The organism is Sinomonas mesophila (assembly GCF_001999765.1).
In the GTDB taxonomy this organism is placed as follows: domain Bacteria; phylum Actinomycetota; class Actinomycetes; order Actinomycetales; family Micrococcaceae; genus Sinomonas; species Sinomonas mesophila.
Genome location: NZ_MTIC01000003.1, coordinates 423,193 through 438,271, shown reverse-complemented (window position 1 = coordinate 438,271; position 15,079 = coordinate 423,193). Strand labels below are relative to the sequence as shown.

General features: G+C 71.6%; 14 protein-coding genes. 5 read left to right on the top strand and 9 right to left on the bottom strand.

Annotation, left to right across the window (positions count from 1 at the left end):
- The first annotated feature begins 2 nt into the window (after positions 1–2).
- The gene (hpaH, locus tag BV907_RS13330; protein WP_077490187.1) at positions 3–788 is read left to right on the top strand and encodes a 2-oxo-hept-4-ene-1,7-dioate hydratase; all 786 of its coding nucleotides are present in this window, start codon (positions 3–5) and stop codon (positions 786–788) included.
- Positions 773–1,636, top strand: a complete 864-nt coding sequence (locus tag BV907_RS13325; RefSeq protein ID WP_077490186.1) for an HpcH/HpaI aldolase family protein — start codon at positions 773–775, stop codon at positions 1,634–1,636. Before hpaH ends, BV907_RS13325 begins: the two co-directional genes overlap by 16 nt.
- A gap of 30 nt (positions 1,637–1,666) precedes the next feature.
- Here BV907_RS13325 and BV907_RS13320 read toward each other — a convergent pair whose 3' ends face one another.
- From BV907_RS13320 to BV907_RS13305, 4 genes are all read right to left on the bottom strand, one after another.
- Positions 1,667–2,548 carry an alpha/beta fold hydrolase gene (locus BV907_RS13320; RefSeq protein WP_245827957.1) on the bottom strand — a complete coding sequence of 294 codons (882 nt, stop codon included), beginning with the start codon at positions 2,546–2,548 and terminating at the stop codon, positions 1,667–1,669.
- Positions 2,545–3,186, bottom strand: a complete 642-nt coding sequence (locus tag BV907_RS13315; RefSeq protein ID WP_077490185.1) for a DnaJ family domain-containing protein — start codon at positions 3,184–3,186, stop codon at positions 2,545–2,547. The genes BV907_RS13320 and BV907_RS13315 overlap by 4 nt, the downstream gene beginning before the upstream one ends.
- A gap of 136 nt (positions 3,187–3,322) precedes the next feature.
- Positions 3,323–4,831 carry an APC family permease gene (locus BV907_RS13310; RefSeq protein WP_077490184.1) on the bottom strand — a complete coding sequence of 503 codons (1,509 nt, stop codon included), beginning with the start codon at positions 4,829–4,831 and terminating at the stop codon, positions 3,323–3,325.
- A 157-nt stretch (positions 4,832–4,988) separates the two neighbouring features.
- Positions 4,989–6,995, bottom strand: coding sequence for a primary-amine oxidase (locus tag BV907_RS13305; RefSeq protein WP_077490183.1), 2,007 nt, complete (start codon positions 6,993–6,995; stop codon positions 4,989–4,991).
- A gap of 102 nt (positions 6,996–7,097) precedes the next feature.
- Here BV907_RS13305 and BV907_RS13300 point away from each other — a divergent pair, with 102 nt between their 5' ends.
- The 3 genes from BV907_RS13300 to BV907_RS13290 are packed head-to-tail and all read left to right on the top strand — an operon-like array spanning position 7,098 to position 9,214.
- The gene (locus BV907_RS13300) at positions 7,098–7,709 is read left to right on the top strand and encodes a TetR/AcrR family transcriptional regulator (protein WP_077490182.1); all 612 of its coding nucleotides are present in this window, start codon (positions 7,098–7,100) and stop codon (positions 7,707–7,709) included.
- Positions 7,706–8,647: an AraC-like ligand-binding domain-containing protein gene (locus tag BV907_RS13295; protein ID WP_139346765.1), complete on the top strand. Its 942-nt coding sequence runs from the start codon at positions 7,706–7,708 to the stop codon at positions 8,645–8,647. The genes BV907_RS13300 and BV907_RS13295 overlap by 4 nt, the downstream gene beginning before the upstream one ends.
- 45 nt (positions 8,648–8,692) lie before the next feature.
- Entirely contained in the window at positions 8,693–9,214 is a 522-nt protein-coding gene (locus BV907_RS13290) for a hypothetical protein (protein ID WP_077490181.1), read from the top strand.
- Between the two features lie 513 nt (positions 9,215–9,727).
- Here the strand turns inward: BV907_RS13290 and BV907_RS13285 are convergent.
- From BV907_RS13285 to BV907_RS13265, 5 genes are all read right to left on the bottom strand, one after another.
- Complete coding sequence (locus BV907_RS13285; RefSeq protein WP_342745555.1) at positions 9,728–10,609, bottom strand: alpha/beta fold hydrolase; 882 nt, start codon at positions 10,607–10,609, stop codon at positions 9,728–9,730.
- Between the two features lie 125 nt (positions 10,610–10,734).
- Complete coding sequence (locus BV907_RS13280) at positions 10,735–11,283, bottom strand: hypothetical protein (protein ID WP_139346764.1); 549 nt, start codon at positions 11,281–11,283, stop codon at positions 10,735–10,737.
- 191 nt (positions 11,284–11,474) lie between these two features.
- Positions 11,475–12,842 carry an MFS transporter gene (locus BV907_RS13275; protein WP_077490179.1) on the bottom strand — a complete coding sequence of 456 codons (1,368 nt, stop codon included), beginning with the start codon at positions 12,840–12,842 and terminating at the stop codon, positions 11,475–11,477.
- Positions 12,843–12,976: 134 nt separating this feature from the next.
- Complete coding sequence (gene hpaB, locus BV907_RS13270; RefSeq protein ID WP_077490178.1) at positions 12,977–14,428, bottom strand: 4-hydroxyphenylacetate 3-monooxygenase, oxygenase component; 1,452 nt, start codon at positions 14,426–14,428, stop codon at positions 12,977–12,979.
- 60 nt (positions 14,429–14,488) lie between these two features.
- A complete protein-coding gene (locus tag BV907_RS13265) occupies positions 14,489–15,025 on the bottom strand; it encodes a flavin reductase family protein (protein ID WP_077490177.1) in 537 nt (178 codons plus the stop codon).
- Between the last annotated feature and the right edge of the window lie 54 nt (positions 15,026–15,079).

Here is a 15,079-nt window from a genome sequence, read left to right as displayed (position 1 = left end):
CGATGCTCGACGAGCAGACCATCGCGGCCATCGCCGACGAGCTCGTGGAGGCGGGGCGGACGCGCACGCCCGTCCCCCTCCTCCACGACCGCTACGAGGGCATGGACATCGAGGACTCGTACGCCGTGCAGAAGCTCTGGGCCTCGCGGCTCGAGGCCGAGGGCCGGCGCGTCGTCGGGCGCAAGATCGGCCTGACCTCCAAGGCCATGCAGGCGGCCACGGGCATCACCGAGCCGGACTACGGCGTCATCTTCGACGACATGGTGCTCGAGAATGGCGCCACGGTCGAGTGGAAGCGCTACACGCACCCGCGCATCGAGGTCGAGCTCGCGTTCAAGCTCGGCGCCGACCTCAAGGGCCCGGGCATCACGCTCTTCGACGTCCTCGACGCGACGGAGTACGTGGTCCCGGCGCTCGAGATCCTCGACTCGCGGATCGAGATGGAGGGCCGCACGATCGTGGACACCATCTCGGACAACGCCGCGATGGGGGCCATGGTCGTCGGCGGCCGCCCGGTGCGGCCGCACGAGACTGACCTCCGCTGGGTCTCCTCGCTCCTGTACCGCAACCAGGAGATCATCGAGACCGGCGTGGCGGCGGGCGTGCTCAACCACCCCGGGACCGGCGTGGCGTGGCTCGCGGACAAGCTCGCCCAGCACGGGCAGGAGCTGCGCGCCGGGGACCTCATCCTCGCCGGTTCGTTCACGCGGCCCATGTGGGTCTACGAGGGGGACACGGTGTACGCGGACTATGGGCCCCTGGGGACGGTGACATGCCGTTTCGTCTAGAGCCAGAGATGACCTTCCGGCACTCCCTCGCCGAGGCCGCGGCCCGCACCCCCGAGGAGGGCGGGGGGCCGCGGATCGGCCTGTGGGTGTGCTCCGGCAGCCCGCTCGTGGCCGAGATCATGGCGGGCTCGGGGGCGCACTGGCTGCTCATCGACGCCGAGCACAGCCCGAACTCGCTCGAGTCGGTCCTCGCCCAGCTCCAGGCCGTGCACGGCTACGATGTCCTGCCGGTCGTGCGGCTGCCGTGGAACGACACCGTGCTCATCAAGCAGTACCTCGACCTCGGGGCGCAGAACCTGCTCATCCCCATGGTGAACGACGCCGAGCAGGCGGCGGCAGCCGTCGCGGCCGTGCGGTACCCGCCGCACGGCGTGCGCGGCGTCGGCTCGGCCCTGGCCCGCGCGGCGCGGTGGAACCGCATCCCGGACTACCTCGCGCGCGCGGACGAGACGATCTCGCTCATGGTCCAGATCGAGACGGCCGAGGCCGTGGAGAACGTCAAGGAGATCCTCGCCATCGAGGGCGTGGACGGGATCTTCATCGGCCCGTCGGACCTCGCCGCATCCATGGGCCTGCTAGGGCAGCAGGAGCACCCGGACGTGCGCGCCGCCGTCGAGCGCTGCCTCGAGGCCGCCGAGGCGGCCGGCAAGCCCGCGGGCGTCAACGCCTTTGTGGAGGCGACCGCGAGGCACTACCTCTCCCGCGGGGCGCGCTTCGTGCTCGTGGGCGCGGACGTCTCGATCCTCGCCCGCTCGAGCGAGGAACTCGCCTCCCGCTTCACCGGCGAGCCGGGGACCGGCGCAGCCGGAGAAACTGGAGCCGACGGCGGGCAGCCGGCGAGCTACTGACGTCGCCTGAGGCCGGGCGGCCGGCGAGCCTCAAGGCTCGCCGGCCGCCCGGCTCGTCGTGTGATCGTGGATCGCCGCGATGAGCACGGGCCAGTCAGCTCGGTCCACCCCGTGTCCTGCGTCCGGGAGGACGAGCAACCGAGCGCCCGGGATCTGCTCGGCCAGCGCCCGTCCATGCGCGAGGGGGAACATCGGGTCCGCGGCGCCGTGCACCACGAGTGTCGGCACCCGGAGGCTCGTCAGGGGCGGACGGGCCCGTGGGGTCTCCTCGAGGAGGTCGTGGTTCTGCGCCGAAGCAGGGCTGCGTGCACGGAGGACGTCCGCCTCCACCAGCCTGCGGACCTCGCGCTCCTCGAAGGCCCGGCGTCCACCCGCGAGGATCTCCGTGTACCTCATCAGATAGGCGACGACCGAGTCGCGGTCGGCCCAGTCCGGGCCGGACGCCCGCAGGAAATCCCTGAACTCGCCGGTCGGCCCGGGCAGATCGTGCCCCTCGGGGGCGGCCACGGCCAGCGTGGTGCTGATCAGGGTGAGGCTGCTGGTCCGGTCGGGATGATCAAGCGCCACCAGCTGGGCCAGTGCGCCTCCTGCCGAGACCCCCACGAGGTGCGCCGTCTGGATGCCGAACGCATCGAGCACGCCGGCTGCGTCCTCCGCCAGGTCGCCCGCGTCATAGCCCGGGTGCCCCGGCTCGTAGACGACGGACCGACCGGTGTCGCGGTGGTCGTAGCGGATCACGAACCGTCCGTTCGCCATTCCCTCCGCGGCAAGCCCGCGGCAGAAATCGTCCTCCCACCACATCATCGATGCGCCGTTCCCCATGATCAGCAGCACTGGCGGCCGCCCCGGGTCGCCGAAGGACTCGGCGCACAGCTGCACTCCCCGCACCGTGATCATGCGCTCGGCCATCATGGACGCCCTCCGTGGGCAGAGCGCGTCGCCCTGCCCAGCCGGGAGACCAGGCGCCGCCAGCCCGACGGCGGCGTCCCTGCGGCGTCGTGCGCCTCCTCGGCGCGGGCTGCCGCCGCCTCGCGCGCCTCCCGCCGGGCCCGCCAGGCGCCCACCTCGGCCTCGACGTCGCGGGTCTTCGTGACGACGGGCGGCCCGCCGAGGAGCTGCCGGCGGGCCTCGATGACCCTGCGGTTGAACGACTCCACGGCGTCGCGGACCTGCTTCTCGGTGTGCAGGGCGTCGAGCGTGTCGGCGAGCCGGCCATCCTCGACCCGCAGGAGGAGCGCCTCGGGCCCGAGCCCCGTGAGCTGCTCCCGTTGGATGAGGCCCTTGATCCACCAGTCGGGGTCGTTGACGTTGTCGAGGTTGGGGATGGGCTTGCCCGCGTACTTCAGGTGGTCGAACTCGCCGCGCGCCATGGCCTCCCGGATGAGGTAGTCGGCCCGGCGCGCCGTGTCGATCTCCCGCCGTCGGCGGTTGAGCTCCTCCTCGCGCGCGAGCTCCTCCGCCTCCTCGGGCGACTGGGCGCCGCCGGCGGCGCGCAGCTCCGCGAGGCGCTCGAGCCGCTGGCGCTGTTCCTCCTCGCGCCGGTTCTCCATGGACACCAGTATCGCCCTGCGTCCGGAGTCCCTCGGCGTAGGGATGGCCTCCTCAGGCCGACAACGCCGCATCGCAACACGCCGTTATGGGCATCCCGTAACGGCGTGTTGCGATGCGGCGTTGTGAGGGGTGGGGCTAGGCGTCCTCGCCGAGGTGGTGGGCCTCCCGAACCTCCTCGCCGTGGCCGATCCGTCGGTAGAGCTGCGCGTCCGTCCGGCGCAGGCACAGCGCCCACGCGATGCCCGCGAGCCCGGGCAGGACGACGATCGCCGGCAGGACCCAGCTGAGCGGGCTGGGCTCGGTCTGGCCGAGCAGGACGTCGAAGTTGGCCACGATGAGGCCGAAGACGGCCGCGAGCGCGACGGCGCCGAGGGACGGCGCGACGATGGCCGTCCAGGGCCCGGCGGCGAGCTCGCCCCGGCGGCGGAAGAAGCCGACGACGGCGGCGGAGACGACCGCCATGAGGAGCACGAGGCCCAGTGCGCCCGCGTTAGTGAGCCACGTGAACATGGTCAGGACGGGGTAGAGCGGGCCGAGCTCGGAGCCCATGCCGGCCACGGCGAACCCGGCGGTGACGAGGATCGCGATGCCCGTCTGCACGAGCGAGCCCGCCCGCGGCGCCCCGTGGCGGCTCGTCCCCTCGAGCCATGCGGGCAGGACGCGCTCCCGGCCGAGCGAGAAGAAGTACCGGGCCACGGCGTTGTGGAAGCTCACGAGGGCGGCGAAGAGGCTCGTGACGAAGAGCAGCTGGGCGATGTCGGCGACGATGACGCCGAGGCGCTCGGACAGGAAGGCGAAGACGAGCCCGGGCCCCTGCTCCCCCGCGACGGCCGCGAGCTGCGACGGCCCCGCCCCGACGGCCATGGCCCAGGCGGACACTGCGTAGAACACCGCGATGACGCCAACGGCGGTGTACGTGGCCCGCGGGATGGTCCGGTGGGGGTCCTTGGCCTCCTCGCCGTAGATAGCCGCGGACTCGAAGCCCATGAAGGCGGCGATGCCGAACGACAGGACGGCGCCGACGCCGGGGAGAAGGAGGCTCGAGGGCGCGAGCGGCTCGGCGGTGATGCCCTCGGGGGCGACGGCGAACGCTGCGACGTCGTAGACGATGACGACGAGGAACTCGAGGGCGACGAGCGCGCCGAGGACCCTCGCGGAGAGGTCCACGCGGTTGACGCCGAGCACGGCCACGACGGCGATGCACGCGAGGACCGGGATCCACCACGGGAGGTCGACGCCGAACCGCTCGGCGAGGAGCGAGGAGACGGTGAACCCGAAGAGCCCGTAGATGCCCACCTGCATGAGGTTGTACGCCATGAGCGCGACGAGGGAGACGCCCACGCCCGCGGGCCGCGAGATGCCCTGGGAGACGTAGGCGTAGAAGGCGCCCGCGTTGGTCACGTGGCGGCTCATTGCCGCGTAGCCGACCGCGAAGACCGCGAGGACGGCGCCGAGGGCGAGGTACGAGAGCGGGACGCCGAGCAGCCCGGTGACGGCGAACGTCGTCGTCACGCCGCCAGCGAGGACGGTCAGGGGCGCGGAGGCCGCGATGATCATGAGGGTCACGGAGGCGACGCCGAGGCGGCGCTGTCGGGTCACGGCCACCTCCCCCGGCGTCCGGTGCGAGCTCGTCGAGATGCTCATGGGTCCTCCAGCAAGTAGTGGGGTGGATGGCGTCTTCGGGTGGATTGCGGAAACGGGCACGGCGGCCGCTGCACCTATCGTGCTGCGGCGGCCGTGCCCGTGACTTGTCCCACAGCGAACGGCTCTTGTCCGCGGGAGAGATCCCGGGGCGAGGGACTCAGCGGTGGCAGTGCCCGCCGTCGCCCTTGGCGGGGGCGGGGACGTCGAGGACGGGGCTGCGGTCGAAGAAGCCCTCGGGGCGGATCGTGAAGCCCACGTGGTCGACGGGCATGATCGGCCAGTCCTCGGGCCGCGGGAAGTGCGTGAGGCCGAACGTGTGCCACACGACGAGGTCCGTCCCGTCGAGGTCGCGGTCCTGGGCCTGGTAGGCGGGCAGGCCGGCGCCGCCGGGGTGCTGATTGACGAAGTCGCCGGTCGGGTAGCGCTCGGCCTCGTCGTACTGGGTCACCCACAGCGCCTTGGTCGCGAAGGCGGCGCGGCCGGCGACCGACGACGCCGGGTCGGCCAGGAGGGTGGGGTGGCCCTGCGGGTGGATCTTGTACCCGACGGGCTCGCCGAGGCGGTTGAGCGAGGTCGGGTTGCTCACGATCCAGCTCCGGCCCGCGGCCATGTCGGCGTCGCGCGCTGCCTCCGACTCGCGGGACAGGACCGTGCGCCTGCGGGTGAAGGCGTTGCCGCGCTCGTTGCCCGGGCCCATCGGCACGCGGACGGCGTCCTCCTCCTCGACGCGGTTCGGCCCGCCGTCGAGCGCGAAGTCCAGGCGCGCGCTGAACAGGTGCTGGTGGAACGGGGCGCCGAGCCCGGGAGCCATCTCGGACGAGAACCGGTAGTCGCCCTCGGGCTGGGCGCTCGTGAAGACGACGCCCGTGGCCTTGGCCTCGAACTCGATCGTTCCGTCGAGGTAGAGGTACCAGTAGAAGCCGTAGTCGTAGTTGCCGATCGTCGTGAAGAAGCTGATGACGAGGCGGCGGTTGCGCCGGACGTAGTTGACCCCGGTCCACAGGTCCGAGTGCTTGGCGAGGATGGACCAGTCCTCCTCGTGCATGCACACGCCGTTGCGGATCTCGCGCGGGTTGCCGAACGCGTCGCTCACAACGGGGCTCAGGTACGTGATCTCGCCGAGGCAGTCGCAGCCGAGCTCGAGCGAGTTGGCGTACTGGCCCACGAGGTACTCGCCCGTGTCGAAGTAGTTCTGCCACGACCTCACCGGGGACGGGTCGCCGTAGGGGACGACCATCTCGGCGATTGACGCCCTGTCGAGGATCCGCCGACGGCGGGTGGTGCGGGGGCTGCCAGGGTTGCCGGCCACGTCGTCGTCGAACGAGATGTTGTGCAGCACGAGGCCCTCGCGCACGTCGAAGCCGACGTCGAGGCTCCACTTCTCCCATTCGACGTGGTTGCCGCCCGTGACGGTGAAGCTCGGGCCCTCGGGCTGGGTGATGAGAAGCGGCTTCTGGCTCGTGCGGACCGGGCCCGTGAGCTCAGGGTCGGTGAAGTTGCCGTGCTCCGCGGGGATCGGGACGGGCCCGAAGTCCAGGACCTGGTCCACGCTGCGGTTCACGATGTCGATGTAGGCGACGAGGCCGTCCACGGGGTGCGCCCACGGGCTGTCCGTGGCGTGCTCCTGCACGAACGCGAGCCCACGCAGGATCCGCCGGCCTCTCTCCTCCGGGTACTCGAACACGCCCGCCGAGAGCGGGGCGACGCGCACGGTGGACACGTTGAGGCCGCGATCCGCGAGGGCCCTGAGCCACCGCGCGTCGGCGTTGAGTATCTCCTCGACGGCCTCGAACTCCTCCTCCAGAACGGGCAGCTCGCCGGTGACGGCGGTGTCGAGCTCGACGGCGGAATCGACCTCTCCGCGCGTGACCGAGACGGTGACGTCGTGCGGGCGGGCGCCGCCGACGTCGTGCAGGAAGGCGCGGAAGCGCCTGTCGACCGCGGTCGCCCCCTTCGCCGCGGAGCCGCGGGCCGGCCCCACGAGGCCGAGGTAGGCGATGCGGGTGGTCTCGTGCCACAGCCCGGCGGCGTCGAGGATGCCGCGGACGGCGGTGATCTCCTCGGGCGTGGCGAGCGCGTAGGCGCCGGCGGCCGGCTGGGCTGCAGCGCCGTCAGCGGTGTGGCCGCGGCTGTGGCAGGGGTGCGTGGTCGTCTCGGTGCTCATGGCTCCTCCGGAGGTCGCTGAGTTTTTTTCTATGGACGTAGACAATAACGGCCCTGTAAGGTGAATCACAACAGGCGTAGAAAAAAAGACCGGAGGATGGGGATGCCGAAGATCGTGAACCACGACCAGCGTCGCCTCGAGCTCGTCGACGCGACGTGGCGGATCATCGCGGAGCGCGGGCTCGATGCCGCGACGATGCGGGACATCGCTGCCGAGGCAGGCTTCGCCAACGGCGCCCTCAAGCCCTACTTCGCCACGAAGGACAGGCTCCTCGACTTCGCGTTCGAGCACATCTTCGCCCAGACGAACCGCCGCATGGAGGCCGCGACGGCGGGCCTGTTCGGCCGCGCCGCCCTGCGGGCCTACTGCCACGAGATCCTGCCCCTCGATGACGAGAAGCTGGCCGAGGCCCGCGTCGCGATCGCCTTCTGGCAGAAGGCCCTGCGCGACCCGGCGAAGACCGCGCTGCACGAACGCTCGATGGAGCAGTGGCGCTCCGCGATGGCCGGGTTCCTGCGCAACGAGGCCGAAGGCACCGGCGGGGATGCCGGGAGCGGGGGCGAAGCAGCCCTCGAGGCGCACGTCGGCGCCATCATGGACCTCGTCCTCGGCGCCCAGATCACCGCGACGCTCTCGCCGGCCCACCACTCCCCCGGCCAGCTCGTGGCCCAGCTCGACTGCCTCCTCGACGGCATCCTCGGGAGCGCGTCGTGAGCGCCTTGGACGTGACCCTCGCCCACGACTTCGACACGTGGCGCCGGGCCGTGTCCGCGTCCTTCGTCCCGCTCGCCGTCGAGGCCGACCGCAGCGGGACCTTCCACGGGAGTATGCGCGGCAAGCACATCGCCCGCGAGGACCTCAGCATGATCGAGGTCGCCGCGAGCAGCCACGCCGTCATGCGCACGCCGAAGCTCATCGCTGCCGCCGACCGGCGCTACTTCAAGCTCAGCATCCAGCTCGCCGGCACGGGGCTGCTCCTCCAGGACGGCCGCGAGGCGGTCCTGCAGCCGGGTACCCTCGCCGTCTATTCGACGGACCGGCCGTACACGCTCGCGTTCGACGGCGACTTCCGCTCGCTCGTGCTCATGTTCCCGCACTCGGCCCTCGACCTCCCGGCCGACGCGATGTCCCAGATCACGGCCACGGCGATGAGCGGGGAGCACGGCCTCGGCGCGCTCGTGGCGCCGTTCCTCGTGCGGCTGTCCGAGAACCTCGGCGCCGTCGCGGGCCCGAACGGAACGCGGCTCGCGCACAACGCCCTGGACCTCGTCACGACGCTCTTCAACGGTGAGCTCGACGCGCGCTCGGCCGCGTCCCGCGACCCGCACCAAGTGCTCCGGGCCCGCATCCACGACTTCATCGAGGCGAACCTGGGCGACCCGGAGCTCTCCCCCGGGGCGATCGCGACGGCGCACTACATCTCGACGCGGCACCTCCACGACCTCTTCCGGGAGCACGGCACCACGGTCTCGGCCTCGATCCGCGAGCGCAGGCTCGAGCGCTGCCGCCGCGACCTGCGCGACCCGGTGCTCGCGGACCGGCCCGTCACGGCGATCGCCGCGCGCTGGGGCCTGACGGACTCGGCCCACTTCAGCCGGATCTTCCGCGCCGCCTTCGGCGAGCCGCCGTCGTCGTACCGGGCCGCCGGCTAGAGCTCCCGCCCCATCCGATCCAGGCGCGCGCTCCGAAGGGAGTGCATGGACGCCCGGACACGACGCTCACGACGCCGTGCCATCGCCGCGGCCCTCGCCGCCGGTCCCGGCGGGACGGCGCTCGGGGCTGCCGCGCACGTCCTCGCGGGCGGCGCCCTCCCGTCCCCTGGCGTCGCCGTCGCGTGCGCGACGCTCCTGGGTCTCGCGGCGGCCGCCGGAGTATCACGCACCCTCGTGCCCACGTGGGCCATCGCGCTCTTCTGCGGGCTCTCGCAGCAGGCGCTCCACCTCGTCTTCGCGTCCACAGCCTTCGCCGCCGGGTCCCAGGACGTCACGGGCCACCACGGCCGGACAACGCCGGCTGATCCGGTCCTGAACGCCGTCCCCGACCCGGCGCTCGATCCTGGCGCCGCGGCGGCCGATGCGTCGCACGGGGACCTCCACCTCTTGGTCACGGCCCACCTCGGGGCGGCGGTGCTCACGGCCGTCGTGGTCTCCCTCGCGCTCGCCCGGTCCTCCCGGCTCCACGAAGAAGCCGAACGCGCAACGGCGACCAAGGGCAACTGACTCGGGCTTCACTCTGGAGTGAGCCGTCAACTCCGTCCTTGGATGCCGGTCCACACGAGTTCGGGCACGCCGACCCACGGAATTCTGCGCAATGCCCCGGACCATGTGGTTGACGTCGCGGGTGGGAGCCGAGCGCTGAGAGGCTCGAAGAACATCCCAAAAGTTCCATCAGTCTGCCGGGGGCATGACAAGACCTGCGAGGCGATTTCCCTTCGCCGGTATTGTCCGGATCAGGTAGTTGGGGTCGCCAGTCGATCTTTCGACCTTCTGGCCTCTCAGCCTTTCGGCTCCCTCGCCCGTCCCGCAGGCCTGTAACGAGCATACGCCTCTGGAGCATCTCGAAACAGGGGACAAGGGATCCTGATTTCGACTTCCAGAAGGGCTGGACGTGTCAACCTCGACCTCGAGTGCCAGTCGCCGCTGCGGAGCTGCGCGGTATGGAGAGGTCTACGGAGGGGAGTCCTGCACGACCGTGGACGAACGCCCCGGCGACCCCCGGGCTGCAACTGCTCCTCATCCCACTCGATCCAGACATCGAACTCCGGCTCTGCGCCCGGTCTTCCGGTCCATCCCCATCGACTCCCCGAGCGCATGACCAACTCGACCAGATCCATCGATGCCGCACTCCTGGGGGAGAACCCCGAGTTCCTCGCCGACTCGCTCGCGGCGATGCTCAGCTCGTGCGTGGCTGGCCGAGCAGGAAGGGCACGAGCTCGTCGAGCACGGGCGCGGCTGGCGCGAGGGTGCCCGCGTGCGTGCGGCCGGGCAGCTCGACGAACCTGGCCCGCGGCATGAGCTCCGCGGCGAGGCTGGAGTCCGCGAGCCTCGCCCGGTCGCGGGTGCCGGCCATGAGCAGGGCCGGGAGCGCGAGCTGCGCGACGACGGCCTCGGGCAGGCCCGGGTCCTCCTCGGTGGCCGTGAAGCACGCGGCGAGCGCCGCGCCGTCGTTCGCGAGGAACGCGGCGCGCGTGCCGGGGTCGAGCGGCCGGCCCGCGGCGGCGAAGCCGTCGACGAAGGCCTGGACGCCGCCCGTGCGGAGCGCGTCGAGGTAGCCGGAGAAGAAGACCTTCTCGACCTCGCCACGCTGCGGCCGGAAGGTCCCGCCGAGCGTCGTGAGGCTCGCGACGCGGCCCGGGGACGTGGCCGCGAGGGAGAACGCGACGCGCGAGCCGAGGAGTAGCCCACGACATGCGCGCGGCTGATCCCCGCCGTGTCGAGGACCGCGAGGACGTCCCCGGCGTGCCGGGCCATGCGGTAGCACTCGGGGTCGTGCGGTTTGCCGCTGCGCCCGTGGCCGCGCAGGTCCACCCGGACCACGGTGTGCCCCTCGAGCGCGGCGGTGTAGCCGAGCCCGCGCCAGATCGCCTTGGACAGCGCCGAGCCGTGCAGGAGCACGACGGCGGGCCCCTCCCCCGCCACCTCGAAGTGGATCGGGGTGCCGTCGTCGGGATTGGCCGTCGTGCTCACCGGGCCACCCTAAGCCGCGGATCGGGCCCGGGCGGGGAGATGTGGCGGACGCCTCACGCAGACGGGGCCGCAGGCTGGGGCCGGGCCCTGCGGGCCGCACCCAGCCACGCGGCGGCGAGGAACGCCGCGAGGAGGTCCGCGCCGACGACGGCGAGCATCGCCTCGGCGTGCCCTGCCGTTGGGTGCCCCGCGACCGGGTGCCCCGCGACTGGCGCAACGCCGGCTCCTCCGGGCTGGGCATGCGCGTGGGCCGCCACTCCGTGCGCGGCCGCGGGCTCGGGGCGGAGCACGAGAACCGCGTGGATGAACACCATGGCGAGGGACATGCCGAGGAGCGCTCTGGCGGTGCGGGCAGCCGGGCGGCGCCACAGGTGCCACGCGCACGGGACGCAGGCGGCGGCCATCGCGAGGCCGAGGGCCGCCATCCACCCCCCGGAGGGAACCATCGCGAGGTGGGCCGCTGCGCCCGCGGCGGCCGCCGCGGCGGCGAGCCGGCCCCTCAGGCGCGCGGGAGCCGCGCCGTCGTACGCGGGGGTGCCGGCGCCCGCTGTGCCGGCGCCCGACGTCGTCCGGGTCGGCGCGCTGAAGGCCACACTGCTCATGCACCCACGATGCCGCGCGAACGGCCCTGCCCGCCGGGGCACGAGCGCACGGCGCTTGACCGCGAGCGCACGAATGGCGACGCTCACCCCGGAGCCCCCAGGAGACGGCGACGACGGCGGGCCTCCCCGCGCAGGGGGAGGCCCGCCGTCGTGCGCACCGCAGGGCCGGAGCGGCCAGCGTCAGAGACCCGTCAGCGTGCGGCCTCCGGGTGCTCCTTGACGTACTCGGCATGTGCCTCGGCGACGTGCAGGTCCACGCCCTTCGTCTCGCGCACGAGCGAGACGCCGATGAGCGAGATGACCGCGGCGATCGCGATGTAGAGGCCGATCGTCCACGACGCGCGGAAGGCGTTCATGAGCACCTCGGCGATCATCGGGGCGAACGCGCCGCCGAGGATGGCGCCGAGCGCGTAGCCGATCGAGACGCCGGAGTAGCGCACCTTGGCCGGGAACATCTCGGCGTAGAGCGCCGACTGCGGGCCGTAGCTCAGGCCGAGGCCGAACGTCATGACGAACAGGGCCACGAAGTACCAGACCACGTTCCTCGTGTCGATGAGGAACCACATCGGCACGGCCCACAGTGCCAGGAAGGCGTAGCCGATCTGGAAGGTGCGGACGCGGCCGAGCCTGTCAGAGACGATGCCGCCCCACAGAGTGAAGGCGAGCCAGCCGAACGAGGCCAGCGTGGTCGCGAGGAGCACGCTCGGGCGGTCCATCTTCAGCACGCCGACGGCGTAGGTCGCGAAGTACGCGATGAGCAGGTAGCCCGCGGCGTTGTTGGCGATGAAGATGACGGCCGTGAGGATGACCTGCCGCCAGTTCCAGCGGAACAGCTGGCCGAGCGGGGCCGAGGACTCCTTGTGCCGCTGCTGCAGCTGCTTGAACACGGGGCTCTCCTCGACCGCGCGTCGGATCAGGTAGCCCACGACGATGAGGACGATCGAGAACAGGAACGGGATGCGCCAGCCCCACTCGTTGAACGCCGGGCCCATCGAGGTCGTGAGGACCCAGAGGGTGGCGGTCGCGAGGATCATGCCGATCGGGACGCCGATCTGCGGGAACGCTCCGAAGAAGCCGCGCCGGTGTGCCGGGGCGTGCTCGACCGACATGAGCGCGGCGCCGCCCCACTCGCCGCCGGCCGAGAAGCCCTGGAGGATGCGCAGGAAGATGAGCAGCACCGGGGCCAGGACGCCGATCTGGGCGTAGGTGGGCAGGACGCCGATGAGCGAGGTCGAGGCGCCCATGAGGATGAGGGTGAACACGAGCATCTTCTTGCGCCCGAGCCGGTCCCCGAGGTGGCCCGCGACGATGGCGCCGAGGGGACGGAACAGGAAGGAGATGCCGATGGTCGCAAAGGCGATGATCTGCGCGAGGCCGGGGCTCTCCTGCGCGACGGGCGCCAGGAAGAGCGGCCCTAGGACGACGCCGGCCGCCTGGGCGTAGATGAAGAAGTCGTACCACTCGATCGTGGTGCCGACGAGGGTGCCGGCGAGGACCTTGCGCTCTTCCCGGGACATCTGGTGGGAGGCTGGCCGCGCGGCGTTCACTGCTTTGGACATTCGAACTCCGTCGTTCTTCAGGGTGCGGGGCTGGGGGGCCTATTACTGACCGATTGGTCGGTCAATAAAGAAGAGAATACATGAAGTGTGAGGTGCCGCACACCCCCGGCCCTCCACGGGCGGCCGTCCGGCGCTCAGTCCTCATGGTGAAGGAGCTCACGGATCCGCTCGCGGAGGGGTTCGCGGTCGTAGCTGTTGACGAGGGCGCCGGCCATCCGGACGGGGTCGCCGAAGAAGAAGTACTCGTACAGCGCCTGCCGGCCGGCGAACCCCGTGACCGAGGCGTCGGCGGCGAGCTTGAAGAGGCGGATGCGCTCGGGGCCTGTGAGCGACTTCCCCTGGAGGTACATCTCGATGTCCCCGCGGGCGACGTCCAGATCCGCCTCGCCCGGCAGGGCCATGAGGCCGGACGCGCAGAACTTCCGGATGATCTCCGGGTAGCGCTGCGAAGCCTTCGGGTACCAGTTGCGGGCCGCGTTGAGGGTGGGCCAGTGCGGGAGCATGACGCCGTCGTCGGACAGCGCCGCCTGCGCCTCGGCCGCGACGATGAGCGCCCTGCCGATCTCGACGTTGCGGATGAGCTCCGCGAGGTCCTCCTGGATGTGCTGGAAGCCGTCGATGCCGATCGCCGCGGCGATCTCCGAAGCGAGCCCGAGGAAGAACTCGCTCTTGGCGAGCGTGCGGGTCACGACCTGGTGGGCCATGAGCGGCCCCGCGCCGGTCTCGGCGTACCACGCGTTGCACAGGTCGGGGCGCCCGAGCATGAACACGCGCTCGCTCGGCACGAAGACGTCGTCGAAGACGACGACGGCGTCGACCTCCTCGAAGCGGCTCGCGAGCGGCTCGTCGTGGTGGCCGCCGCCGTGGTGCAGGCCCGTGCGGCAGAGGTAGCGGAGGCCGGGGGCGTCGTTCTGGATCGCGAACGCGAACGAGTACGGCACGTCGTCGGGCCCGCCGCGCAGGAGAGTCGACGGGAAGACGAGCAGCTCGTCGGCGATCGGGGCGATGGTCGCGAGCATGCGCGCGCCGCGGACCACGACGCCGTCGTCGCGCTCCTCGACGACACGCGCGGCGAGCTGTCCGCCGAGCTGCTCGGAGCCGGACACGGAGCGGTTGGCCTGCGGCGGGATGAGGGTGTGGGTCGCCAGGAGGTCCTTCTCGCGGCACATCTCGTAGTACGCCTCGACGCGCTCGCCGTAGGCGGGATCGGCCTGGGTGAAGAACTTCTTGGCCGAGCCCAGGGCCGTCAGCGCGGAGTTCATGTAGTCGCCGGTGCGGCCCAGGAAGCCGTGGGAGTACTGCGCCCAGACGGTCATGCCGGCGCGCCGCCGCTCAAGGTCCTCCCTTGTGCGGGGCACGAGGAAGGAGACGTTGACGGGCTCGCCCGTCGTGGGGGAGCCGTAGGTCAGCGCATCCCGGTGCTCGGGGTCGTGCTGGAGGTCGAAGAGCGCCGCGAAGCTGCGGGCAAGGCCCCTGAAGGAGGGGTGCTCCGTGAGGTTCTCGGAGACGACCTCGCCGTCGATCACGAGGTGCGGACGCATCGCGTTCAGCTTCGCGAGGAACTGCTCCCCAGTGCGGATGCCCATGGCTGTCACTCCAGTCGTCGTCGGTGGCGGGATGGTGCCGGGGTCCGTGCCCCGGAAGGGCTAGAGGAGGTCCTCGACGCCCAGCTCGCTCTCGGGGATGGTCGTGAAGCGGCCCCCCTGGAAGGCGAGGGCGTCGCCGGGGCGGTGGTTGAAGTCCACGACCTCGCCGACGTAGAGGGTGTGGTCCCCGCCGTCGTAGGCGGCCCACGGGGTGCAGACGAAGTAGGCCAGCGGCCGGGCGAGGCGCGGCGCCGTCGGGCCCTCGACCCATTCCGGCTGCAGTCCCGGCCTCCCCGCGAAGTGCAGGGCGAGGGCCTTCTGCTCGGCGCCGAGGATGTTGACCGAAAACGGCCGGCCCGCGAGCTCGTTGTGGGCCCGGGCGGTGCGCGCGATGCTCACGAGCACGAGCGGGGGTTCGAGCGAGACCGAGATGAAGGAGTTGACGGTGATGCCGTGGCGGCCGCTCGGGCCGTCGAAGGCCACGATGGCCACCCCCGTGGCGAAGCGGCCGAGGCTGCCGCGGAAGTGGTGGGCCTGGGCGCCGCCCGTCCACTTGTGTGAGGTGCCCGAGTGTTCAATACTGCTGGTGTCTGGCATTCGAATATCGAACTGTCCGTGCTTATATAGAACAACCACACTGTAGGTCGCGTG

What these genes read in the sequence shown, in the direction of transcription:
- hpaH (WP_077490187.1), top strand. Translation starts at nt 3, where the DNA reads ATGCTCGACGAGCAGACCATCGCGGCCATCGCCGACGAGCTCGTGGAG.
- BV907_RS13325 (WP_077490186.1), top strand. Translation starts at nt 773, where the DNA reads ATGCCGTTTCGTCTAGAGCCAGAGATGACCTTCCGGCACTCCCTCGCC.
- BV907_RS13320 (WP_245827957.1), bottom strand. Translation starts at nt 2,548, where the DNA reads ATGATGGCCGAGCGCATGATCACGGTGCGGGGAGTGCAGCTGTGCGCC.
- BV907_RS13315 (WP_077490185.1), bottom strand. Translation starts at nt 3,186, where the DNA reads ATGGAGAACCGGCGCGAGGAGGAACAGCGCCAGCGGCTCGAGCGCCTC.
- BV907_RS13310 (WP_077490184.1), bottom strand. Translation starts at nt 4,831, where the DNA reads ATGAGCATCTCGACGAGCTCGCACCGGACGCCGGGGGAGGTGGCCGTG.
- BV907_RS13305 (WP_077490183.1), bottom strand. Translation starts at nt 6,995, where the DNA reads ATGAGCACCGAGACGACCACGCACCCCTGCCACAGCCGCGGCCACACC.
- BV907_RS13300 (WP_077490182.1), top strand. Translation starts at nt 7,098, where the DNA reads ATGCCGAAGATCGTGAACCACGACCAGCGTCGCCTCGAGCTCGTCGAC.
- BV907_RS13290 (WP_077490181.1), top strand. Translation starts at nt 8,693, where the DNA reads ATGGACGCCCGGACACGACGCTCACGACGCCGTGCCATCGCCGCGGCC.
- BV907_RS13280 (WP_139346764.1), bottom strand. Translation starts at nt 11,283, where the DNA reads ATGAGCAGTGTGGCCTTCAGCGCGCCGACCCGGACGACGTCGGGCGCC.
- BV907_RS13275 (WP_077490179.1), bottom strand. Translation starts at nt 12,842, where the DNA reads ATGTCCAAAGCAGTGAACGCCGCGCGGCCAGCCTCCCACCAGATGTCC.
- hpaB (WP_077490178.1), bottom strand. Translation starts at nt 14,428, where the DNA reads ATGGGCATCCGCACTGGGGAGCAGTTCCTCGCGAAGCTGAACGCGATG.
- BV907_RS13265 (WP_077490177.1), bottom strand. Translation starts at nt 15,025, where the DNA reads ATGCCAGACACCAGCAGTATTGAACACTCGGGCACCTCACACAAGTGG.